Source organism: Geodermatophilus sp. SYSU D00766 (assembly GCF_054049915.1).
The window spans coordinates 62,544-83,302 of the sequence record NZ_JBJGYI010000013.1; the positions used below are offsets into that span (position 1 = coordinate 62,544).

21 protein-coding genes are annotated in these 20,759 nt (G+C 77.4%); 6 read left to right on the plus strand and 15 right to left on the minus strand.

Features of this window, described 5'->3' with window-relative positions; translation table 11 throughout:
• Window positions 1-25: 25 nt before the first annotated feature.
• Together ACI8AD_RS12170 and ACI8AD_RS12175 are read right to left on the minus strand one after the other, a co-directional pair.
• The gene (locus tag ACI8AD_RS12170) at window positions 26-991 is read right to left on the minus strand and encodes a DUF3068 domain-containing protein (RefSeq protein ID WP_456870784.1); all 966 of its coding nucleotides are present in this window, start codon (window positions 989-991) and stop codon (window positions 26-28) included.
• Window positions 992-1,170: 179 nt separating this feature from the next.
• The gene (locus ACI8AD_RS12175) at window positions 1,171-1,872 is read right to left on the minus strand and encodes a class I SAM-dependent methyltransferase (protein ID WP_456870786.1); all 702 of its coding nucleotides are present in this window, start codon (window positions 1,870-1,872) and stop codon (window positions 1,171-1,173) included.
• Window positions 1,873-1,973: 101 nt separating this feature from the next.
• Here ACI8AD_RS12175 and ACI8AD_RS12180 point away from each other — a divergent pair, with 101 nt between their 5' ends.
• Window positions 1,974-3,371, plus strand: a complete 1,398-nt coding sequence (locus tag ACI8AD_RS12180; RefSeq protein WP_456870787.1) for a glycosyltransferase family 4 protein — start codon at window positions 1,974-1,976, stop codon at window positions 3,369-3,371.
• Here ACI8AD_RS12180 and ACI8AD_RS12185 read toward each other — a convergent pair.
• Window positions 3,263-5,020: a hypothetical protein gene (locus ACI8AD_RS12185; RefSeq protein WP_456870788.1), complete on the minus strand. Its 1,758-nt coding sequence runs from the start codon at window positions 5,018-5,020 to the stop codon at window positions 3,263-3,265. The genes ACI8AD_RS12180 and ACI8AD_RS12185 overlap by 109 nt on opposite strands.
• 59 nt (window positions 5,021-5,079) lie before the next feature.
• Between ACI8AD_RS12185 and ACI8AD_RS12190 the strand changes: the two genes are divergently transcribed.
• Window positions 5,080-6,414: a hypothetical protein gene (locus ACI8AD_RS12190; RefSeq protein ID WP_456870789.1), complete on the plus strand. Its 1,335-nt coding sequence runs from the start codon at window positions 5,080-5,082 to the stop codon at window positions 6,412-6,414.
• Here the strand turns inward: ACI8AD_RS12190 and ACI8AD_RS12195 are convergent.
• On the minus strand, window positions 6,362-7,762 hold the full coding sequence (locus ACI8AD_RS12195; RefSeq protein ID WP_456870790.1) for an MFS transporter: 1,401 nt from the start codon (window positions 7,760-7,762) through the stop codon (window positions 6,362-6,364). The genes ACI8AD_RS12190 and ACI8AD_RS12195 overlap by 53 nt on opposite strands.
• Before the next feature lie 173 nt (window positions 7,763-7,935).
• Here ACI8AD_RS12195 and ACI8AD_RS12200 point away from each other — a divergent pair, with 173 nt between their 5' ends.
• The 3 genes from ACI8AD_RS12200 to ACI8AD_RS12210 all read left to right on the plus strand — a co-directional run bounded on the left by ACI8AD_RS12200 (window position 7,936) and on the right by ACI8AD_RS12210 (window position 11,976).
• On the plus strand, window positions 7,936-8,340 hold the full coding sequence (locus ACI8AD_RS12200) for a cupin domain-containing protein (protein ID WP_456870791.1): 405 nt from the start codon (window positions 7,936-7,938) through the stop codon (window positions 8,338-8,340).
• 54 nt (window positions 8,341-8,394) lie between these two features.
• Window positions 8,395-11,223, plus strand: coding sequence for an FAD-binding and (Fe-S)-binding domain-containing protein (locus ACI8AD_RS12205; RefSeq protein WP_456870792.1), 2,829 nt, complete (start codon window positions 8,395-8,397; stop codon window positions 11,221-11,223).
• Window positions 11,224-11,316: 93 nt separating this feature from the next.
• Window positions 11,317-11,976 carry an NADPH-dependent F420 reductase gene (locus ACI8AD_RS12210; RefSeq protein WP_456870793.1) on the plus strand — a complete coding sequence of 220 codons (660 nt, stop codon included), beginning with the start codon at window positions 11,317-11,319 and terminating at the stop codon, window positions 11,974-11,976.
• 2 nt (window positions 11,977-11,978) lie between these two features.
• On the opposite strand, the gene ACI8AD_RS12215 is transcribed toward ACI8AD_RS12210, so the two are convergent.
• From ACI8AD_RS12215 to ACI8AD_RS12265, 11 genes are all read right to left on the minus strand, one after another.
• Window positions 11,979-12,599, minus strand: a complete 621-nt coding sequence (locus ACI8AD_RS12215) for a GDSL-type esterase/lipase family protein (RefSeq protein ID WP_456870794.1) — start codon at window positions 12,597-12,599, stop codon at window positions 11,979-11,981.
• 143 nt (window positions 12,600-12,742) lie between these two features.
• Entirely contained in the window at window positions 12,743-13,504 is a 762-nt protein-coding gene (gene fabG / locus ACI8AD_RS12220; protein WP_456870795.1) for a 3-oxoacyl-ACP reductase FabG, read from the minus strand.
• Between the two features lie 161 nt (window positions 13,505-13,665).
• The gene (locus ACI8AD_RS12225) at window positions 13,666-14,085 is read right to left on the minus strand and encodes a DUF350 domain-containing protein (RefSeq protein WP_089405585.1); all 420 of its coding nucleotides are present in this window, start codon (window positions 14,083-14,085) and stop codon (window positions 13,666-13,668) included.
• Window positions 14,086-14,174: 89 nt separating this feature from the next.
• Entirely contained in the window at window positions 14,175-14,597 is a 423-nt protein-coding gene (locus tag ACI8AD_RS12230; protein ID WP_456870832.1) for an AAA family ATPase, read from the minus strand.
• A 23-nt stretch (window positions 14,598-14,620) separates the two neighbouring features.
• Window positions 14,621-14,884, minus strand: a complete 264-nt coding sequence (locus ACI8AD_RS12235; RefSeq protein ID WP_089405586.1) for a hypothetical protein — start codon at window positions 14,882-14,884, stop codon at window positions 14,621-14,623.
• A gap of 87 nt (window positions 14,885-14,971) precedes the next feature.
• The gene (locus ACI8AD_RS12240; protein WP_456870796.1) at window positions 14,972-16,291 is read right to left on the minus strand and encodes an AI-2E family transporter; all 1,320 of its coding nucleotides are present in this window, start codon (window positions 16,289-16,291) and stop codon (window positions 14,972-14,974) included.
• A gap of 103 nt (window positions 16,292-16,394) precedes the next feature.
• Complete coding sequence (locus ACI8AD_RS12245; RefSeq protein ID WP_456870797.1) at window positions 16,395-17,162, minus strand: dienelactone hydrolase family protein; 768 nt, start codon at window positions 17,160-17,162, stop codon at window positions 16,395-16,397.
• A 40-nt stretch (window positions 17,163-17,202) separates the two neighbouring features.
• Window positions 17,203-17,736, minus strand: a complete 534-nt coding sequence (locus ACI8AD_RS12250; protein ID WP_456870798.1) for a hypothetical protein — start codon at window positions 17,734-17,736, stop codon at window positions 17,203-17,205.
• Between the two features lie 86 nt (window positions 17,737-17,822).
• Entirely contained in the window at window positions 17,823-18,359 is a 537-nt protein-coding gene (locus ACI8AD_RS12255; RefSeq protein ID WP_456870799.1) for a hypothetical protein, read from the minus strand.
• A 63-nt stretch (window positions 18,360-18,422) separates the two neighbouring features.
• Complete coding sequence (locus ACI8AD_RS12260; RefSeq protein WP_456870800.1) at window positions 18,423-18,887, minus strand: PPOX class F420-dependent oxidoreductase; 465 nt, start codon at window positions 18,885-18,887, stop codon at window positions 18,423-18,425.
• Between the two features lie 56 nt (window positions 18,888-18,943).
• Complete coding sequence (locus ACI8AD_RS12265) at window positions 18,944-19,213, minus strand: hypothetical protein (protein WP_089405592.1); 270 nt, start codon at window positions 19,211-19,213, stop codon at window positions 18,944-18,946.
• Window positions 19,214-19,341: 128 nt separating this feature from the next.
• Between ACI8AD_RS12265 and ACI8AD_RS12270 the strand changes: the two genes are divergently transcribed.
• Entirely contained in the window at window positions 19,342-20,736 is a 1,395-nt protein-coding gene (locus tag ACI8AD_RS12270) for an AI-2E family transporter (RefSeq protein ID WP_456870801.1), read from the plus strand.
• Window positions 20,737-20,759 lie beyond the last annotated feature (23 nt).

Here is a 20,759-nt window from a genome sequence, read left to right on the forward strand (position 1 = left end):
AGCCGGCCGCGCGGGGCGGCGGGCGTCACCGGGCGACGGTCACCGGCTCGGTGGCCGTGGCGGCGGGGGCGCCGTCGGCGCGGTGCGCGCCCGGCCGCGAGCGCAGGTACAGCAGGGTGCCGACGACCAGCAGCACCAGGCCGAGCCCGAGGAGGGCCAGCGGCACGGTCCGCTGCACGGTGGTGATCTGGTCCCGGGTCTCCGCGGCGTCGGCCGCGGCCTCGGCCAGCCCGTCACCGGTGGGGCCGAGCTCGGCCTCGAGGACGGTCAGGCCGGTGTCCCCGCTCGGGCCGCGCAGCACGGTGACCGGGTGCTCGACGGAGCTGACGATCTTGCCGCTCACGGGTTCGACCAGGATGGTCCGCTCGCTGCTGTAGACGACGTCGGCGGTGACCGTGTCGGCGCTGGACTCGCCGGCGAAGGTGCCGGGCACCTCGGCGGTGCGGATCACCGTCTCGGGCACCGACTGCACGAAGCGGTACACCTCGACGCCGTCGACCTCGTCCTCGCCGTCGTAGCGGGCGGGGACCGCCTCGCCGACGTTGCCGTTCCACACGTCGTAGTCGCGCTGCTCGGTGCCGAACGGGAAGGTGAGGGTCAGGCCGTCGATGTCGGCGCTGGCCGAGTCGCAGTCGACCGCCTCGGCGGTCTTGCGGTCGAGGCAGTTGACGACCTCGGCGGGCTCGGTGAGCAGGTCGCCGTCCTCGTTCGTGATCGTGGTGCCGGAGTTCCACACCGCGACGTCGTCGGAGGCCTCCTCGGCGGCCGGGTCGCCCTGCACGGTCAGCCGCGCGGTGACCTCGCCGGTGACCTCCGACAGCGTCTCCCCGTCGAGGTAGGTGGCCTCCGGGTCGACGACGGTCCGCGACGCCTCCTGGTCCAGCGGCAGGCTCACCAGCGACGGCGCGAGGAACAGCCGGACGGCGAGGGCGGCACCGAGGCAGAGGCCTCCCAGGCCCAGCAGTACGAGCCCGAGGACACGTCGGCGCATGTGGAGGGACCTCCCGAGGCGTTGCGACGGCTCCTGCGGCGTCGCGGCGGCGTCACATTACTGTCGGGTAGGCCACAGGCCAACCCGGGCCGGTTCCGGCCGGTACCGGTCCCCCGTTCGGGGGTGGTACGGGTCGTTACCGCCCCGTCGGTCGCGCCGGTAAGCGCCGTTACCACCCCTCAGGGGGAACGGCGGCGCAGCACGAGGACGACGTTCCACGACGCGACCTCGCGCAGCCCCGGGACGCGGGCCACCCACGCGGCCCACCACGGGTGGTAGCGCGGGAGGACGGCGAGCAGCTCGGCGTCGGGGCAGCGCCGCGCCCACCGCACCGCCGCCCCGGCCGAGACGGCGAACAGCGACTCCCCGTAGCGGTTCTTCGGCTCGTGGCCGGTGCGCCGGCGGTAGCGGCGGCGGGCCCGTGCGCCGCCGAGGTAGTGCCAGGGCGCGGTCTCGTGGCCACCCCAGGGGGACAACCACGGCGTGAACGACAGCAGCACCGTGCCGCCGGGGCGGGTCACCCGCACCATCTCGTCGGCCATCACCCACGGCCGGGCGACGTGCTCGAGCACGTTGGAGGAGTAGCAGACGTCGACGGCGCCGCTGCGGACCGGCAGCGCCTCCCCGCTGCCCCGCAGGGTGCCCGGCTCCGGCTCTCCCCGCGCGGCCATCTCACCGGCGTCGGGCTCGAGCCCCACGTAGGCCGCCCCCGCCGCGCGGAAGGCGCGGGCGAAGTAGCCGGGGCCGCCACCGACGTCGAGGACCGTGGCGCCGTCGAGGTCGGCCCACCGCGACAGCTGCGCGACCGAGTCCTCGGCGAGCGCGCCGTAGAAGCTGTCGGGGTCGGTCTGCTCGACGAGGAATGCGCGGAAGAGGCGCACCGACCGTTCGAGAGTGGCGGTCCGGTCCATTCCGTGCGGGCTCCCTCTGTCGTCCGTTCGGGCGGGTGGAATGGCTGGTACGCGTCTGTATCGTGCCGCGGGTGATCCGCGTCTCCCGCCGCCGACGACCGCCGGCCGACGTCCTCTTCGTCAACTGGCGCGACGAGCGCCACCCGGAGGGCGGCGGGTCCGAACGGTACGTGCACCGCGTGGCGGAGGGCCTGGCGGCCGCCGGGCTGGACGTGGAGCTGTTCTGCGCCGCGCACGAGCGGGCGCCGCGCGAGGAGGTGCTGCGCGGGGTGCGGGTGGTCCGGCGCGGCGGGCGGCTGGGCGTGTACCCGCGGGCGCTGCTGCACGTGGCGCGCCGCCGTCCGCGGCTGGTGGTCGACGTGCAGAACGGGCTGCCGTTCTGCAGCCCGCTGGTCCGCCGCGCGCCGGTGGTGGTGCTGGTCCACCACGTGCACCGCGAGCAGTGGCCGATCGTGTTCGGCCGGCTCGGCGGCGCGCTCGGGTGGTGGCTGGAGTCGCGGCTGGCCCCGTGGGTCTACCGGCGCTCCCGGTACGTGACGGTGTCCGAGGCCACCCGCACCGAGCTCGCCGGTCTCGGGGTGTCCCCCGCCCGGGTGAGCGTGGTCCCCAACGGCGTCGAGCCGGCCCCGCCGGTGACGGTGTCCCGCTCGGCCACCCCGCGGCTGGTGGTGCTGGGCCGGCTGGTGCCGCACAAGCGGGTCGAGCACGCGCTGGAGGTGCTCGCCCGGCTGGGCGGGCGCCGGCCGGACCTGCGGCTGGCGGTCGTGGGCGAGGGCTGGTGGGAGGAGCGGCTGCGCGCCGAGGCCGCGCGCCTCGGCGTCGCCGACCGGGTGGAGTTCCACGGCTTCCTCGACGAGGTGGCCAAGCACGCGCAGCTGGCGCGGGCGTGGGTGCACCTGTGCCCCTCGGTCAAGGAGGGCTGGGGGCTGGTGGTCACCGAGGCCGGCGCGCACCGGACGCCGACGGTGGGCTACCGATCGGCCGGCGGGCTCAACGAGTCGGTGCGCGACGGCCGCACGGGGCTGCTGGCCGACGACCTCGACGGCCTGACCGCGGCGGTGGAGCGGCTGCTGGGCGACGCGGCCGAGCGGACGGCGATGGGCGCGGCCGCGGCGCGGCACGCCGCCGGGCTGGACTGGGACTCGAGCGTGCGGGGGTGGGGCGCGGTGCTGGCGTCCGCGCGGGCGGACGCCGGCACCGGGTCAGCCGCGGGTGCCGTAGTCGAGGACGTCGATCGGCTGCTGGTCGCTCTGCTCGACCGCGGAGGTGTCGGGGTCGACCACGGCGGTGACGCCCGCGACGGCGGCGGCACCGACGCCGGCACCGGCGCCGAGGGACAGCAGGACGGCCAGGAGGGTCTTCACGCGGCGACTCGATTCTCCGGGGGACGGCGACGGAGCGGGACCATAGACGCCGCGACCGTGATCCACAACGCGGCGCCCCCCACGGTCCCCAGCGCGGTCCCGTGAGCCACGAGCACCGCCGCGGTGCGCAGCGCACCCGGCCGGGGCCCCGGCTCCGCGCCGGGCACCCGGTACAGCCGCAGCTGCGCGCCGTCGACGAATGGCGGCAGGGCGGTCACCGCCGCGGGCACCGGCGGGCCGGGGGTGCCGCGCTCGACCAGCACCCAGCCCACGCCGAGCCGGGCCAGCCGCGCGGGGTCGCCGGCGGCGGCGAGCACCTCCGCCGCGCGGCGGTCCTCGCCGCGGACGGCCACGCCGTCGACGACCAGCGTGTCGTCGCCGACGACCGGCCGGGTCAGCCAGCGGGCGGCCGGGTCCAGCTGCGTGCGGCCGCCGTTCCAGGCGAAGGCCCGGTATGTGCCCGCGGGCAGGACCAGCACGTCGCCGGGCGCGTCGCCGTCGGCCAGCACGTCGCGGACGGTCTGCCACTCCCCCGGCCAGGCGGCCGGCTGCAGCCGGCCCCCGACGCCCCAGGCGAGGTCGGGGACGGCGACCAGCGGCAGCAGCAGCGCCAGCCCGGCCACCGCGCCGGCGGCCGCGCGGGGCAGCACGGCGCCGGCGGCCACGACCGCGCGGCGGGCGCCGAGGCCGGCACCGACGGCGAGCGGCAGCGCCCACCAGGCGGCCCACTTCTGCCCGTCGCGCAGCAGGCCCGCGCCGGGGACGCCGGAGACGGCCGCCTCCAGCAGCGCCGCGGTGCCCGGCAGCGCCCCGGCGACGGCGAGCAGCAGGCCCGCGGCGCCGAGGAGGAGCAGTCGCGTGCCGGCGCCGGACCGCACGCCGCGCCCGGCCCAGCCGGCGACGGCGAGGGCGAGCAGCAGCGCGGTGACCAGCGGGACCAGCGCCGAGGCCCGGCTGCTCGGGACGGCGGCGGCGTTCCAGACCCCACCGGTGCCGAGCACCGCCCCGACCGCGCCCGACCAGTTCTCCCCGCGCGCGGCGAAGGCGGCCACACCCGCGGGGTCGGAGGTGGCGGCGGCGGGGCTGAGCAGCCCGGCGACCACCCACGGCGCCGACAGCAGCGCGACCGCGGCCAGGCCGGCGGGGGCGCGCCGCAGGCCGGTGCCGGCCAGCACCGCCCCGGCGGCGAGCAGGCTCCCGGTGGGGGTGAGCGCCGCCGGCGCGACGGCGAGCACCAGCCGCGGCCACGCCCGGGGCTCCCCGGCGCGCAGCCGCAGGCCCGCGCGCACGATCCAGGGCAGCGCGGCCCAGCCGGCCAGCAGCGCCCAGTGGCCGATGAGCAGCCGCTCGGCCAGGTAGGGGCTCCAGCCGTAGACCAGCCCGGCGACCGCGCCGGCCACGCCGCGGCGCCCGTCGGCGTCCGGGGGCACCAGCCGCGCCGCGCCGAGCACCGCGGCGGCGACGACGAGCAGCAGCACCGCCTTCTGCACCAGGTCGCCCGGGACGACGGCGGTGACCAGCGCCAGCGCGCCGTCGACCGGCACCGCCCGCGGCAGCGAGCCACCCAGCGCCAGGGCGTCGAGGTCGAGGTCCTGCCGCGGCACCGAGACCATGTCGACGAGGTTCACGTGCCCGGGCGCCAGCGCCGGCGCGGTGACCAGCACGGCGACGCCGAGCGCGAGTCCGCGGGCCGGCCACGGGGAGCGGTCGGGCGCGACGGAGGACTCCAGCGAGCCGTCGGGCGAACCCGTCACGCGTCCCCTTCCCTTCCGCCGGTCCCCGCACCGGGGCTCCCGCAGGGTAGGGCGGCGGCGTGACCGTCCCCCGCACGCCGCACCCGGAGGGGGGAGCCGCGCGCGCCGTGCGGGCGGTACCGGCCGCCGTGCTGTCCGGCGCGCTGCTGGGTGTCAGCACGCTGTCCTACGTCGTCACGGTGCTGGCCGCGCGGCTGCTCACCCCGGCCTCCTACGGCGAGCTCGCCGCGCTGCTCGGCGTGCTGCTGGTCGGCGTCGTGCCGGCCACCGGGCTGCAGACCGCCGCCGCCCTGCACCTGGGCGAGCGCCGGGCCGGCCCGCCCGGCCGGGCCGCCCGCCGGCTGCACGCCACCGCGCTGCTCGCCGCGGGCGCGGCCGGGCTGGCCGGGCTGGCCGCGGTCGTGCCGGTGGCCGCGCTGCTGCGGCTGCCCGACCCGGCGCCGGCGCTGTGGATGGTCGCGGTGCTGGTGCCGCACACGCTCGTCGGCGCCTACGACGGGATCCTGCAGGGCACCGGCCGCTACGGCCGGCTCGCGGTCGTCGTCGGCGCGTTCGGGCTGCTCAAGGCCGGGGGCGCGGTCACCGGCCTGCTCGCCGGCGGCACCCCGGCCGCGGCGCTGGCCGGCATGGCGGCCGGCTGCACACTGGGCGCGCTGGTGTCGTGGGCCGGCTGCGGCCGGCCGGGGGTGTCCCGCGGCCTGCGCGGCCCGGCCCGCTCGGCGCTGCGGGCCTCGGGCGCGCTGCTCGGGCTGGTGCTGCTGGTCAACCTCGACCTGCTGCTGGCCCGCCACCACCTGCCGGCCGCACTGGCCGGGGAGTACGCGGTCGGGGCGGTCTTCGCCAAGGTCGCCTACTGGCTGCCGCAGGGCGTCGGGGTGGTGGTGCTGCCCCGGCTGGCCGACGCGGCGGGCCGGCGGCGGGCGCTGTCCTCGGCGCTGGTGGTGGTCGCCGCGGTCGGCGGGGTGCTGACCCTGGCCACCGCCGCGCTGGGCGCCGCGTCGCTGCCGCTGGTCGGCGGGGCCGCCTACGGCGCCCACCTGGGCGGGTGGACCTGGGTCTTCGCCGCGTCGGGCACCGCCCTGGCGCTGGCCCAGCTGCTGCTCTACAACGGCATCGCCGCCGCCGACCGGGTCGCCGCGGTGGCCGTGTGGGGCACGGTGGCGCTGGAGACCGCCGTCGTCGGGGCGCTCGCCGCCACCGGTCTGCTGTCGGTGCTGGCGGTGGCGGCCACCGCGGCCGGCACGGGTGCGCTGCTGGTCGCCGTCGGCCTGGCGCGGCTGTCCGCCGCGCCCGTCGCGGTCGCCGACCCCCTGGCCGAGGCGGAGGTGGCGGCCGCGACGGTCAGCGGCGCGCCGGTCGCAGTGCCAGCACCGCCAGCGCCCCGGCGGCGCTGAGACCCGCCGCGGCCAGGGCGGCGGTGTCCCAGCCGGCGACCAGGCCGGCCGCGGTGCCCGCCGGGGTCCCGGCGGTGACCAGCAGCACGACGAGGGTGACCCCGACCGCGGCGCCGAGGTAGCGCGCGGTGTTGTTGGCGCCGCTGCCCATCCCGGCCCGCTCCGGCGGCACGTGCGCCACCGCCTCCTGGCCGAGCGCGGCGTTGACCGCCCCGTAGCCGACGCCGAGGACGACCAGCCCGGGCAGCAGCCGCAGGCCCGACCCGCCGGCGTCGAGGACCGCCAGCGCGGCCAGCCCGGCCGCCGACACCCCGAGGCCGGTGGCCAGCAGCAGCCGCCCGTCGACGCCGGGGACCCAGCGCAGCCCGACCGAGGTCACCGTGGCCACCCCCGACCAGACCAGGACCAGGACCGTGGTGGCCAGCAGGCTCTCCCCCAGCGCGCGCTGCAGCACGGTGGCGAGGAAGGACAGCAGTCCGACGGTGGCCGCACCGGTGACCAGCGCGCCGACCAGGGCGGCGTCGAAGCCGCGGACGCGGAAGAGCGCGAGGTCGACCATCGGCGCGGCGACCCGCGATTCGGCGAGGACGAACGCGGCGCCCAGCAGCACGCCGCCGACCAGCAGCGCCGCCGTCGTCGCCGCGCCCGCGCCGGAGCGGGGGGCGACCAGGCCGACCAGCAGGCAGGTGACCGCGGCGACCAGCAGCACCGGCCCGGCGACGTCGACCCGCGGCCGGCGCCCGGGCGCGGACCCCGGCAGCAGCAGCCGCGCCGCGACGGCGAGCAGCACCGCGACGACGGCGGTGGCGACGTGGGTGGCGCGCCAGCCGGTGTCACCGTCGAGGACGACGGCGGCCAGCCCGCCCACGCCGGTCCCCGCCCCGATCGCCGCGCCCCACACCGCGGCGGCCCGCGCCCGCGCCGGGCCCAGCGGGAAGACCTGTGCGACCAGACCCAGAGAGCAGGCCAGCACCGCCGCGCCGCCCACCCCCTCGACCAGCCGCCCGGCGACGAAGACACCGGTGCCCGGGGCCGCTCCGGACACCGCCGCGCCGACGGCCAGCAGGACCAGCCCGGCGGTGAACACCCGCCTCCGGCCGAGGGAGTCCGCGGCCGCGCCGGTGACCAGCAGCGCCGCGGCCAGGCCGACGCTCATCGCCGAGAGCAGCCAGGCCTGCCCGCCCGGGCCGGTGCCGAGCTCGCGGGCCGTGGCGACCGAGGTGGCCAGCGGGGTGACGAAGGCGGCGAGGACCACCAGCGTGCTGGTCGCGACGACGGCCAGCGTCCGCGACTGCAGCGGGGCCGCGGCGTCGGCGGCGGGTGGGCGGGACCGGACCGAGCTGGACACGCGTGCCCCCAGGGGATCGACGTCGTCAGTTGGATTTCCGAACCGACGAGGAGCCACGGTAGCAGGTGACCGCCGCCGGGCGCACCGGTCGCGCATGGTCTGCGCGGGGCGCGGGCAGGAGCACCGCCGGAGGGCACCGCCCGGGTGCCGCAGGAGCAGGGAGGAGCGCGCCGATGGCGTCCGTCATCCACTTCACGATCGCGACCGTCGCCGAGGAGAGCCCGGACTTCCGCCGGGTGCTGTGGACGGGGAAGAACACCCAGCTCGTCGTCATGACCATCCCGCCGGGTGGGGAGATCGGCGAGGAGGTCCACGAGGACATCGACCAGATCCTGACCTTCGTCAGCGGCGTCGGTGAGGCGAAGGTCGGGGGCGCGACCAAGAAGGTGGCGCAGGGCGACCTGGTCGTCGTCCCGGCCGGGACCAAGCACAACTTCGTCAACACCGGCGAGAACCCGCTGATCCTGTACACGGTCTACGGCCCGCCGGAGCACGCCGACGGCGCGGTGCACCACACCAAGGAGGAGGCCGACGAGGCCGAGGAGTCGGGGCAGGACGAGCCGCCGACCCAGGAGTGAGCCCCGTCCCCGGTGCCTCCCCCACCCGCGGGAGGCACCGGGGACACTGGTCCGGTGACCGCCGTCGACGCCGCCACCACCGAGATCACCGAGGCCCTGCGACGGACGGGCATCGGCGACGTCGACGACTCCGGCCTCGCCCGCGCGCTGTACTCCTCCGACGGGTCGCTGTACCGGGTGCTGCCCCGCGCCGTCGTCCGCCCGCGCGACGCCGACGAGGTGGTCGCCGCGCTGCAGGTGTGCCGGGAGCTCGGCGTCCCGCTGACGATGCGCGGGGCGGGCACCTCCATCGCCGGCAACGCGGTGGGCACCGGCGTCGTCGTCGACACCAGCCGGCACCTGACCCGGGTGCGCGCGATCGACGCCGAGGCGCGCACGGCGGTCGTCGACCCCGGCGTGGTGCAGGCCGCGCTGCAGGTCGCCGCCCGTCCGCACGGGCTGCGCTTCGGGCCCGACCCGAGCACCGCCAACCGCTGCACGATCGGCGGGATGATCGGCAACAACGCCTGCGGCTCGCGCGCGCTGGGCTACGGCCGCACGTCGGACAACGTGGTCGGCCTCGACGTCGTCACCGGGACCGGCCGGCGGCTGCAGCTCGTGTCCGGCGCCGAGCCGGCCGGGCTGGACGAGCTGCGCGCCCTGGTCGCCGCCGAGCTCGCGACCATCCGCACCGAGCTCGGCCGCTTCGGCCGCCAGGTGTCGGGCTACTCGCTGGAGCACCTGCTGCCCGAGCACGGCTTCGACGCCGCCCGTGCCCTGGTGGGCAGCGAGGGCACGCTCGCCGTCGTCCTCGGGGCCACCGTGCGGCTGGTCGCCGACGCCCCGCACCGCGGCCTGGTGGTGCTCGGCTACCCCTCGATGGCCGACGCCGCCGACGCCACCCCCGGCCTGCTGCGGCACGGCCCGACGGCGGTGGAGGGCCTCGACGAGCGGATCGTGCAGCGGCTGCGCGACGTGCCGGCCGCCGTCGTCCCCGACCTGCCCCGCGGCGCGGGCTGGCTGATCGTGGAGCTGACCGGCGACACCGTCGCGGAGGTGCAGGCGAAGGGTGCCGCCGTCGTCGCCGACGCCGGCGCGGTGGACTCCCTGGTGGTCACCGACGTCGCGCACGCCGCGGCGATCTGGCGGATCCGGGAGGACGGCGCCGGCCTGGCCGCGCGCACCTCCGACGGGCGGCCCGCGCACGCCGGCTGGGAGGACGCCGCGGTCCCGGTGACCTCGCTGGGCGCGTACCTGCGCGAGTTCGAGACGCTGCTGGACGGGCACGGGCTGCAGGGGGTGCCCTACGGGCACTTCGGCGACGGCTGCGTGCACGTGCGCATCGACTTCCCCTTCGGCCGGGAGCCCGACCGCGGCCGGGCGGCCTACCGCGCCTTCGTCGAGGACGCCGCGCGGCTGGTCGCCCGCTACGGCGGGTCGGTCTCCGGTGAGCACGGCGACGGCCGCGCCCGCAGCGAGCTGCTCGGCACCATGTACTCCCCCGCCGCGCTCGACCTCTTCGCCCGCGTCAAGGGCCTGTTCGACCCCGACGACGTGCTCAACCCCGGCGTGCTGGTGCGCCCGGCACGGCTCGACGACGACGTCCGGGTGGCCGCCGCCCCCCGGCTGCGCGAGGGTCTGGCGCTGGCCTACCGGCACGACGGCGGTGACCTCTCCAACGCCGTCCACCGGTGCACCGGCGTCGGCAAGTGCCGGGCCGAGCCGTCCGGGGTCGGCGTCATGTGCCCGTCGTGGCCGGCGACCCGGGAGGAGAAGGACAGCACCCGCGGCCGCGCCCGGGTGCTGCAGGAGATGCTCGCGCCCGGCGGCCCGGTGCGGGACTGGCGCTCGCCGGAGGTGCACGCCGCGCTGGACCTGTGCCTGTCGTGCAAGGGCTGCTCGCGCGACTGCCCGACCGGCGTGGACATGGCGAGCTACAAGTCCGAGGTGCTGCACCAGAGCTACCGGCGGCGGGTCCGGCCGCTGTCGCACTACACGCTCGGCCGGCTGCCGATGTGGTCGGACCTGGCCGCGCGGGCGCCGCGGGTGGTCAACGCGGTGCTGCGCAACCGGCTCGGCGGCCGGCTGGCGAAGTGGGGCGCCGGCGTCGACCAGCGGCGCGACCTGCCGGCCTTCGCGCCGCGCACGTTCCGGCAGCGGTTCACGCCCCGTCCGGGCGGCGGCGCACCGGTGGCGCTGTGGGTGGACTCGTTCACCGACCACTTCGCGCCGGAGGCCGCGCACGCCGCGGTCCGGGTGCTGGAGTCCGCCGGCTACGCGGTCCAGGTGCCCGGCGACGACACCTGCTGCGGGCTGACCTGGACCACCACGGGTCAGCTCGACACCGCGAAGCGGGTGCTCGGCGACACGGTGCGGCGGCTGGCGCCGCTGGCCGACGCCGGCATCCCGATCGTCGGCGTGGAGCCCTCCTGCACCGCGGCGCTGCGCAGCGACGCCGTCGAGCTGGTCGACGACCCGGCCGCGGCGCGGGTCGCCGCGGCCACCCGGACGCTGGCCGAGCTGCTGACCGCCACCGAGGGGTGGGCGCCGCCGTCGCTGGCCGGCGTCGAGGTGGTCGCCCAGCCGCACTGCCACCACCACGCCGTCATGGGGTGGGCGGCCGACGAGCGGCTGCTGCGCCGCGCCGGCGCGACGGTGACCCGGCTGGGCGGGTGCTGCGGGCTGGCCGGCAACTGGGGCGTCGAGCGCGGCCACCACGACGTGTCGGTGGCGATCGCCGAGCAGCAGCTGCTGCCCGCCGTCCGCGCCGCCGGTCCCGACGCCGTCGTCCTGGCCGACGGGTTCTCCTGCCGCACCCAGCTCGACCAGCTGGCCGGCCGGCGCGGCCGCCACCTCGCCGAGCTGCTCGCCGACGCCCTGGACGGGGAAGTCGACCAGGCATAGGAAGCCATCCGCACGTTCCCGCCGCCGGAACGTGGGGATGGCTTCCTATGCCGCGTCGGGAATGGGCGAGCGGCCCCGGTGTTGGCGCCGGGCATGACGACCATCGGCATCATCGGCGCCGGCCACATCGGCACGGCGCTCGCCCAGGCGGCCACCGACGCCGGCCACGACGTCGTGCTGGCCAACTCCCGCGGTCCCGAGACGCTCACCGACCTGGTCGAGGCCATCACCGCCCGCCCGTCGCGGACGGGGTCGGTGCGCGCGGCGACCGCCGCCGAGGCCGGGGCCGCCGGCGACCTGGTGGTGGTGACCGTGCCGCTCAAGGCGATCGGGGACATCCCCGTCGAGCCGCTGGCCGGCAAGGTCGTGCTCGACACGAACAACTACTACCCGCAGCGCGACGGGCAGGTCGCCGAGCTGGACGACGGGTCGACGACCTCCTCGGAGCTGCTGCAGCGGCACCTGCCCACCTCGCGGGTGGTCAAGGCCTTCAACCACGTCCTCGCCGCGCACGTCACCGCCCGGCGGACGCCGCCCGGCACCCCGCACCGGCGCGCGGTCGCGATCGCCGGGGACGACGCCGCGGCGAAGGAGACGGCGACCTCGCTCATCGACGGGCTCGGGTTCGACGTCCTCGACCTCGGCCCGCTGTCCGAGAGCTGGCGGATCGAGCCCGGCACCCCCGGGTACGGCCCCGACCTCGACCTCGAGGGCCTGCGCCGCGCGACCGCGGAGGCCTCCCGCGAGAGGTGAGGCTAGGCGGCGCGGCGGGTGAGCCGGTCGCGGGCCGCGCCGAGGACGGTCGGCGCCAGCGCGGCGGCGATGCGGGCGTAGCCGGCCGAGGACGGGTGGAACCGGTCGGCGGAGAACAGCGCCGGGTCGGCGGTGAAGGCGCGGCCGACCTCTTCGGCCACCGGCGCGACGACGGCGCCGTGCGCCCGCGCGACCGCGGCCTGGCGCTGCTGCAGCCCCGCGCACGCGGCCCGCACCGCCGGCCGGAGCGCCGGCGGCACGAACGGCACGCTGGACATGTCCGGCGCCGGCACCACGACGACGGCGGTGCCCCCGGCGCGCAGGTCGGCCACGGCGGCGCCGAGCGCGGCGGCCGCCGCCTCGGCCGGCAGGAAGCGGGCGAGGTCGTTCGCGCCGATCACCACGACGGCGAGGTCGGCGCCCAGCGGCGCGGCCCGGCGGACCTGGGCGGCGAGGTCCCGGGAGACCGCGCCCGGGACGGCGAGCACGGTGAGGTCGGTGGCGATGCCGTCGTCGCGCAGCACCTGCGCCAGTCGCGGGCCGAGGCCGTCCTCGACCCGGGCGGCACCGGTGCCGTACGCGATGGAGTCACCGAGGACGACGAGGCGGAGCGGAGCGGTCACACCAGGGACAACGCCGGCCGACGGGGCGCTCTGCCCGGCGGGCCCGCCTCCCGGCGGTGACCCCCGCCACCGGCCGCCCGGAACGCGCCGGGGCCCGGCTGGGAGCGATCCCGGCCGGGCCCGGCGACGTGCTGGAACGGTCGTCAGGCCTTCGGGCCGCCGGCGGCGTAGACGACCTGGCCGGAGACGAAGCCGGCGCCCTCGCTGACGAAGAACGACACCAGGTGCGCGATGTCCTCGGGCTGGCCCACCCGCGCGACCGGGATCTGCGAGGCCGCGCCCTTGACGAAGTCGTCGAAGGGGATGCCCATGCGCTCGGCGGTGGCCCTGGTCATCTCGGTCTGGATGAAGCCCGGGGCGATGGCGTTGGCGGTGACGCCGAACTTGCCCAGCTCGATGGCGAGGGTCTTGGTGAAGCCCTGCAGGCCGGCCTTGGCCGCCGAGTAGTTGGCCTGGCCGCGGTTGCCCAGCGCCGAGGTCGACGACAGGTTGACCACGCGGCCCCACCCGGCCTCGACCATGTGCTTCTGGCAGGCGCGGGTCATGAGGAACGAGCCCCGCAGGTGCACGTTCATGACGACGTCCCAGTCGACCTCGGTCATCTTGAACAGCATGTTGTCGCGGGTGACGCCGGCGTTGTTGACCAGCACGACCGGCGCACCGAGCTCGGCGGCGATCCGGTCGACGGCGGCCTGCACCTGCTCGGCGTCGCTGACGTCGGCCCCGACGCCCAGCGCGCGCCCGCCGGCGCCCTCGATCTCCTGCACGGTGTCCTTGGTGGCGGCCTCGTCGAGGTCGACCACGGCCACGGCGAAGCCGTCGGCGGCCAGCCGCTTGGCGGTGGCCGCGCCGATGCCGCGCGCGGCGCCGGTCACGATGGCCACGCGGGGGGTTGCCTCGCTCATCGCTGTTCCTCTCGCTGGTGGGCGCGGCGTCGGTGCCGGCCGTCCGTGTGGGGGCCACCCGACGGGGAGTACCGGCGAGTAGCCCACGCTGCGCCGGACACGTTACGTCGGGCCCGCGGCGATCCTCCGGAGGCCCCGCCGGGCCGGGATCGAGCCCGGGATCAGGGCCAGATCGAGGCGACGACGATCGCGGCGACCGACAGCTGCGCGGCGGCGCTCACCAGGCTGGCGGGGTGGAAGCCGACCTCGGTGACGAGGTGGCCCATCTTCCCGGGCGTGAGCAGGTCGAGGGCCACGAACGCCACCGCCTGCAGCAGCACGCCCAGCACCCCGAAGACGACGGTGTAGAGCAGCGCCTGCCCGAAGCCGGCGGTGGCGTTGGTCCAGATGGTGGTGAAGATGATCGCGCCCTGGGCGAGGAAGCCGGCCGAGAGCACGATCGCCGCGCTCACCGACCGCTCGTGGTAGATGCGGCGGCCCAGGTGACCGGGGGTCAGCAGGTCGAGGGCGAGGTAGCCCAGGGCCAGCAGCACGAGGCCGACGGCGGTGTAGGCGACGGCGTAACCGATGCTGGCCAGCACGGGCGGGACCTCCGGGGACGGACGACGGGGCGGACGGCCTGCAAGGTCTACCGCACCGCACCGCTCCGCGCGCCGGCGCGCGGCGTGCCTCAGCCGGCGGGGCGGGACCCGCCGGTCCGGACGACGTCGACCCGGTCGAAGCCCTCCGCCGCCGACGGCGGCAGCAGCCGGGCCAGCGTGGCGTGCACCCCGACGAGGGGGACCCGGGCCCGCCCCTCGCGGGCGTCGTTGCGGGCCAGGCAGGTGTCCGGCGGGGTGTCCAGCCAGACGGCGCGCACCGGGACGCCGGCGGCGCGGGCCGCGGCCACGAGCGCCGCCCGCTCGGCCGGTGAGGCGTTGGTGTTGTCGACGACCACGCTGCGCCCGGCGGCGAGCAGCTCGGCGACCACCCGCTGCTGCCGGGCCTCGCGGCGGCGCGCCCGCGGCCAGTGGTCCTTGCTGACCACCGCGTGCGTCGCCGCCAGGTGCTCGCGCACGTGGGTGGACTTGCCCGCGCCCTGCAGGCCCACCATCACGACGAGCTCCTGGCCGGCGGTCAGGCCGATCGCCGCAGCGGCGTCACCGGCTCGTCGTCGTCGAGGCCGGGCCGGGCCGCGGGGTGCTCGACGAGGGCGAGCACCCGCCCGGACATGAACCGCGCGGTGCGCACGGGCGTGCCGCCGCGGGTGGTCTCGGTGACCTCCACCAGGCCGCGGCCGTGGGTCACGTCGACCCGGCGCCCGGCCCGGGTGGCCTCGATCTCGTAGGTGCGGGTAGCGCCACCGGCGTCGATGACGACCTCGACACGATCACCCTTCACAGGGTCCTCCTCAGGGGTCTCGCCGGGTCCTGCACCCGACGTGTGGACAACGTCCCGCGGACCCCTGACATTCCTCGAACGCGCAGGTCAGTCGGGGTGTCCGCGCCGTCCGGGCCAGTGCGGGTGCAGGGTGCGGACCGAGGCCAGCGCGGCCCGCCGGGTCTGCGCGCGCTGCCGGGCGCGGCTGGTGCGCGCGGCCCGTGGCTCCTCGCGCAGCAGCGCGTCGAGCCAGTGCCCGCGCGGGTCCACGTCGACCAGCAGCGCCTTGACCAGCAGGGTGAGCGGGATGGCCAGCAGCGCCCCGAGCGCCCCCAGCACCCAGCCCCAGAACAGCAGGGCGAGGAAGGTGACGGTCATCGACAGGCCGACCGAGTCCCCGACGAAGCGGGGCTGGATCAGCGTCTGGACGACGAAGTTCAGCAGCGAGTAGACCCCGATGACCACCCAGAACTCGGTCCACCCGCCGTCGAGCAGCCCGAGCAGCGCCGGCGGGATGACGCCGAGCACGAACCCGATGTTGGGCACGTAGTTGGTGATGAACGACAGCAGGCCCCACAGCACCGGCAGCGGCACGTCGAGGATCGCCAGCGCGATCCCGTCGCCGACCGCGACGATCGCCCCGAACACCGTGCTGACCAGCAGGTAGGAGCGGGTGCCGCGGGCGAACAGGCCCAGCGCGATGGGCAGGTGCGGCCGCTCCTCGGCGACCAGCGCGAGCCGCCGGCCGAACCCGCCGGACTCGATGGCGAGGAAGACCATCGCCGACAGCAGCAGCACCAGCGTGCTGGCGGTGTCGGTGACACGGGCGAGCAGGCCGGTGGCCAGGCCGACGAGCTGCCCGTAGTCGATCCGGTCGACCAGGCCCTCGATCTGCGTGGAGGACAGGCCGGCCTCGTCGAGCCGCCGCACCGCGTCGTCGAGGAGCTCGGCGAACTGCGGGGCGTAGTCGGGCAGCAGGACGGCGAGCTGGGCGATCGCCACCACCAGCAGCGACCCGAACCCCAGCAGCACGCCCCACACGAGCAGCAGCAGGACCGAGGCGGCGGCCCAGCGCGGCACCCGGTGGCGCAGCAGCCAGCGCTGCACCGGCATGAGCGCGACGACGACGACCAGCGCCAGGAGCACCGGCGCGACCAGCCAGGCGATCTCGCGGACGCCGGCGACAGCGATGGTGGCGGCCGCGGCGCCGACGAGCAGCACCAGCCAGCGGGGCAGCCCACCGGGCTCGGCCGGGGCGGCAGCGGGCGCGGGGAGGGGGTCCGCCTCACCGGCGGCCGGGTCGGCGGGCCGGTCGGCGCCGTCGAGCGCGGCCGCGACGACGTCCTCCTCGTCGACCGGCGGCAGCCGCGTGCTCCCGGTCGGCGACCGCTCCGCGCCCGGGCCGGGTGCGTGCTGCTGCGTGGCCATGCGGTCCCCCTCCCCGTCCGGCGCCCTCGCGGGTGCCCAGGGTGTCACGGCACACACCGGGCGCCGGGGCGGGTGCCGCCGGGTGTCGCGGCCGCCGCGCCGCTCAGCCGGACGCGGCGGCACCCACCCGGTCGGTCATCGCGAGGACCCGGCGCCAGGCGTCCTGGCAGGCCTCCGCCCACTCGGTGGCGGCCCGGTCGAAGAACGAGTGCGGCGCCCCGTCGTAGACGGCGGTCTCGACGTCGGCACCGGCCGCCCGCATCCGCCCGGCGAGGGCGAGCTGGTCCTCGACGGGGGTGGCGGCGTCGGCACCGGCGATGACCATCAGCGTCGGGCGGGAGGCGCGCGACGCGGCCTCCCCGACCAGCGCCGGCCGGCCGTAGAAGCCCACGCAGGCGGCGACGTCGAGGTCGCCGCCGGCCTGCCGCCAGGAGTGGCTGCCGCCGAAGCAGAACCCGACGGTGACCACCGGCAGGCCGGGGCGGGTGCGGCGGCGCAGCTCGTCGATCGCCGCGGTGAGGTCGGCGTCGACCCCCGCCGGCGTCGTCCGCGGCACGTGGGCCTGCCAGTCGAAGCCGGCGTCGCGGGTGCCGCCCCCGGCGACCCCGGCGGTCCGCCCGAACCAGTCCGTCGCGACGGCGGGCACCCCGGCCTCGGCGAACCGCCCGGCGAGCGCGACGTAGTAGGGGTGCAGGCCCCGGACGTCCGGGAGGACGACGACGCCGGCGCCGGCCGCGGCGACGTCGGCCGGCAGCGCCCAGGCGGCGGAGAACCGGGTGCCGTCGGCGGCGGTGAGCGTGGTCAGCCCGGTGTCGCCGACCGCCGTGCTGCGCGGCGGTGCGGGCGGGCGGGCGGCCGGGTCGTGGCACATGCCGTCGTTGCTACCAGGGGCGGCCGGTGGCCGCGCGGGGTCAGTCGACGTCGCTGGGCACGGCGGCCTCGGGCCGGCCGCCGAACACCTCCGCGGCCACCTCGCGGCGGGCGTCGGTGAGCCACTCGTACTGGCGGTGGGCCTGGTCGATGAGGCGGTCGAGCTCGCCGCGGTCGAGGCGCCGGTCGACCTCGCTGACGATCCGCAGCGTCTCGAACCCGCTGCGCTTGGCGCGCACCGCCGAGGCGAGGAACTCGAACTCGACGAGGTCCGACAGCGGCGAGCGGGACAGCAGCCGGCCGTTGAGCTTGGCGCGGGACACCTTCTCCGCCACCCACACGCCCACCTGCTTGTACTGCCGCACCGGGACGCCGAGGGCCGCCGCGACCCGCAGCAGCGCGGCGCGCTCCTCGAGCAGCTGGCCCCGCAGCTCCTCCAGCGGCTGCTGCCAGCGGCTGCCGCGGTGCACCCCGCTCATGCGGCCGACCAGCTCGATGCCGCCGGTGGCCGCGGCCAGGTGGTCGTTGAGGTAGACGCCGAGGAGCTCGGCGTTGCGCTGGGGCTGCTCGGGCACGGCGACCTCCTCGTGGGGACTTCCGGACGGTCCATCCTCGCCGACCCGCGGTGCGGCGCGCGCGGCGGTGTCCCCCGGCCGGGCGCTCACGACGCGGCGCGGGCGAGCAGCCGCGCGGCGGCCGGGCGCAGCTCGTGCTCGAGGTCGAAGCCGCCGGCGGCCAGCCGCTGGGCCACCGCCTGGCGGGAGACGCCGAGCGCCGCGGCGGCCGCGGCCCGGGTGGCTCCGGCGGCGACCAGGTCGGCCGCGGCCCACGCCGCGGGGCTGCGCCGGCCGAGCAGCACGGCGAGCGCGGTGAGCACCGCCTGCGCGTCGGCCGCCGCCTCGGCGTCGCTGCCGCGCACGGCCAGCCGGGCCGGCCGGCGGGAGGCGGCCTCGAGCGCGCGCCGGGCGGCGAGGACGAGGAGCCCGCCGTCGACCACGCCGTCGTGCCCGCGGGTGGCGGCCACCCCGATCCGCCAGCCGCCCGCGCGGACCAGCCCGACGACGGCGTCGACGGCGGCGGGGGCGTCGGCGGCCGCGGCGGTCCAGCCCTCCCCCAGCGGGCGCGCGTCCGGCCCGAGGACCGCCGGCGGCCCGGGGGCGGCCGCGGTCAGCGCGGCGCACGCGACGGCCAGGGACACGCGACGGAGCGTCGTCGTCCCCGCGGGCCGGGGCAAGCTCCTGGGCTTGCCCCGGCGTGCCGCTCAGTCCTGCGCGAGCTCCGGGGGGAAGCCGCCGGTGGCCACCGGCCCCCACGCGTCGACGGTGATCCGCAGCAGGCACTTGCCCTGCCGGAGCATCGCCGCGCGGTACTCCTCCCAGTCGGGGTGCTCACCGCTGATGGAGCGGAAGTACTCGACCAGCGGCTCCAGGGCCGCGGGCAGGTCGAGCACCTCCGCGCGCCCGTCCACCTGCACCCAGGGTCCGTCGAAGTCGTCGGAGAGCGCGCACAGCGAGACGGCGGGGTCGCGGCGGGCGTTGCGCACCTTCGCCCGCTGCGGGTAGGTGGAGACGACGACCCGGCCCTCGGCGTCGACGCCGTACGTCACCGGGGACAGCTGCGCCCCGCCCTCGCGGCGGCGGGTCAGCAGCACCGCGCGGTGGCGCGGGCGGAGGAAGTCGAGCAGCGCGGCGCGGTCGACACGGTCGGCGGTGGCGGTCCTGGGCACGGCCCCGACGCTAGCCGCGCCGGGGCCGCGCCCTCGGGCGGGCGGTCGGGAGGCGGTCAGCCCCCGGCCTTCTTGACCCCGAACATGAGCACCCGGCGGTCGACGTCGTAGTGCACCGTGTCGTTGTCGACGAGCAGGTCCTGCAGGTTGTCGGCGTCGTCCGGGTCGAGGGTCAGGACCTCCTCCCAGGCACCCTGGTCGAGGACGAGCTGCAGCGTGTACGTCCCCGGCTTGCCGGGCTCCCCGGCGACCCAGCTGAACTGGTAGTGCGACAGCTGCCGGACCTTGATGCTGTTGTCGGTGACCGGCTGCGGGACCTCGGGCATGGCTTCCCCTTCGGACGTTGCCGGGGCGGTTCCCCGGGTCGACTCCCTACCCGGGCGCGCCGCTGCCGACCCGGGACGCCGACCGCGTTCCGGCGGTGGGGACCGCGGAACTGTGGTGCGATCACGTCATGAGGTTCCGCCTGCCCGGACGCCCGGACGCGCCCTCCGGTGGCGCCGCCCCCGGGGCCGGTGACGCGCCGGGCGGGGCGTCGGCCGCGTCCACGTCGGCGTCCACGTCGGCGTCCGCGTCGGGGGCCCGGGCCGGCCGGGAGCAGGGTCCCGGGCCCGCGCCGTCGCTGTCCGGCGAGGGCGGGCAGGGCGACCCCCGGGCCGCCGACCACCAGGCCACCGCCGCCCCGGCGCCCACCTGGCAGCGCGGCCAGCGCGCCGTGTCGGCGATGAGCACCCTGGCCATCGCCGCGGCGCAGCTGCTGCTCATCAGCGGCGCGGTGGTCGTCCTCTTCTGGGTGCTGGGCCGGCTGTGGGTGATCCTGCTGCCGATCGTCCTCGGCCTGCTGTTCGCCACCGTGCTGTGGCCCCCCACCCGCTTCCTGCGCCGGCACCGCTGGCCCCCCGCGCTGGCCGCGGCGGTCGTGCTGCTGGTGTTCCTCGGCCTGATCGCCGGACTGATCGCCGTCATCGCCCCGCAGGTCGCCGACCAGGTCACCGACCTCGCCGACCAGTTCACCAGCGGCCTGCAGCAGATCCAGCAGTGGCTGCAGGGACCCCCGCTCGACATCGACGAGGACCAGCTCGGCCGGTACGTCGACCAGGCGATCAACTCGGTGCAGTCCAACGCGTCGAACATCGCCGGCTACGCCGCCACCGGCGCCTCCGCCGTCGGCAACGGCCTGATCAACCTGGTGCTCGCCCTCGTGCTGGCGTTCTTCTTCGTCAAGGACGGCCCGCGCTTCGTGCCGTGGCTGGCCGCGCAGACCGGCCCGCGCGCCGCCCCGCACGTGGCCGCGCTGTCGCAGAAGACCTGGAGCACGCTGTCGGAGTTCATCAAGCAGCAGGCGCTCGTCGGGTTCATCGACGCCTTCTTCATCGGCCTCGGCCTGTGGATCCTCGACGTCCCGCTGGTGATCCCGCTGGCGGTGCTGACCTTCTTCGGCGCCTTCATCCCGATCATCGGTGCCTTCGTGGCCGGCGCCTTCGCGGTGCTGATCGCCCTGGTCGACGAGGGCCTCACCGTGGCGATCATCGTCTTCGGGATCGTGCTGCTGGTGCAGCAGATCGAGGGCAACGTGCTGCAGCCGATCATCCAGGGCCGCGGGTTCAACCTGCACGCCGCGGTGGTCATCCTCGCCGTCACCGCCGGCGGCAGCCTGGCCGGGATCATCGGCGCCTTCCTCGGGGTGCCGGTGGCCGCTCTCATCGCCGTCGTGTACCGGTACGTCCGCGACGTCATGGACGGCCGGCACCCGGAGGTGGCCGGCGACGGCACGCAGACCCAGGTCGCCGGGGACGACGACGGCGCCGTCCTCACCCGCGACCCGGCCCCCGGGACGGCCGCCCGCTGACCGGGCGGGAATGCCGCCGCACC

Coding starts and splice junctions, on each gene's coding strand:
- ACI8AD_RS12170 (WP_456870784.1), bottom strand. CDS start 991: ATGCGCCGACGTGTCCTCGGGCTCGTACTGCTGGGCCTGGGAGGCCTC.
- ACI8AD_RS12230 (WP_456870832.1), bottom strand. CDS start 14,597: ATGGTGGGCCTGCAGGGCGCGGGCAAGTCCACCCACGTGCGCGAGCAC.
- ACI8AD_RS12240 (WP_456870796.1), bottom strand. CDS start 16,291: ATGGCCACGCAGCAGCACGCACCCGGCCCGGGCGCGGAGCGGTCGCCG.
- ACI8AD_RS12270 (WP_456870801.1), top strand. CDS start 19,342: ATGAGGTTCCGCCTGCCCGGACGCCCGGACGCGCCCTCCGGTGGCGCC.
- ACI8AD_RS12265 (WP_089405592.1), bottom strand. CDS start 19,213: ATGCCCGAGGTCCCGCAGCCGGTCACCGACAACAGCATCAAGGTCCGG.
- ACI8AD_RS12245 (WP_456870797.1), bottom strand. CDS start 17,162: ATGTGCCACGACCCGGCCGCCCGCCCGCCCGCACCGCCGCGCAGCACG.
- ACI8AD_RS12200 (WP_456870791.1), top strand. CDS start 7,936: ATGGCGTCCGTCATCCACTTCACGATCGCGACCGTCGCCGAGGAGAGC.
- fabG (WP_456870795.1), bottom strand. CDS start 13,504: ATGAGCGAGGCAACCCCCCGCGTGGCCATCGTGACCGGCGCCGCGCGC.
- ACI8AD_RS12210 (WP_456870793.1), top strand. CDS start 11,317: ATGACGACCATCGGCATCATCGGCGCCGGCCACATCGGCACGGCGCTC.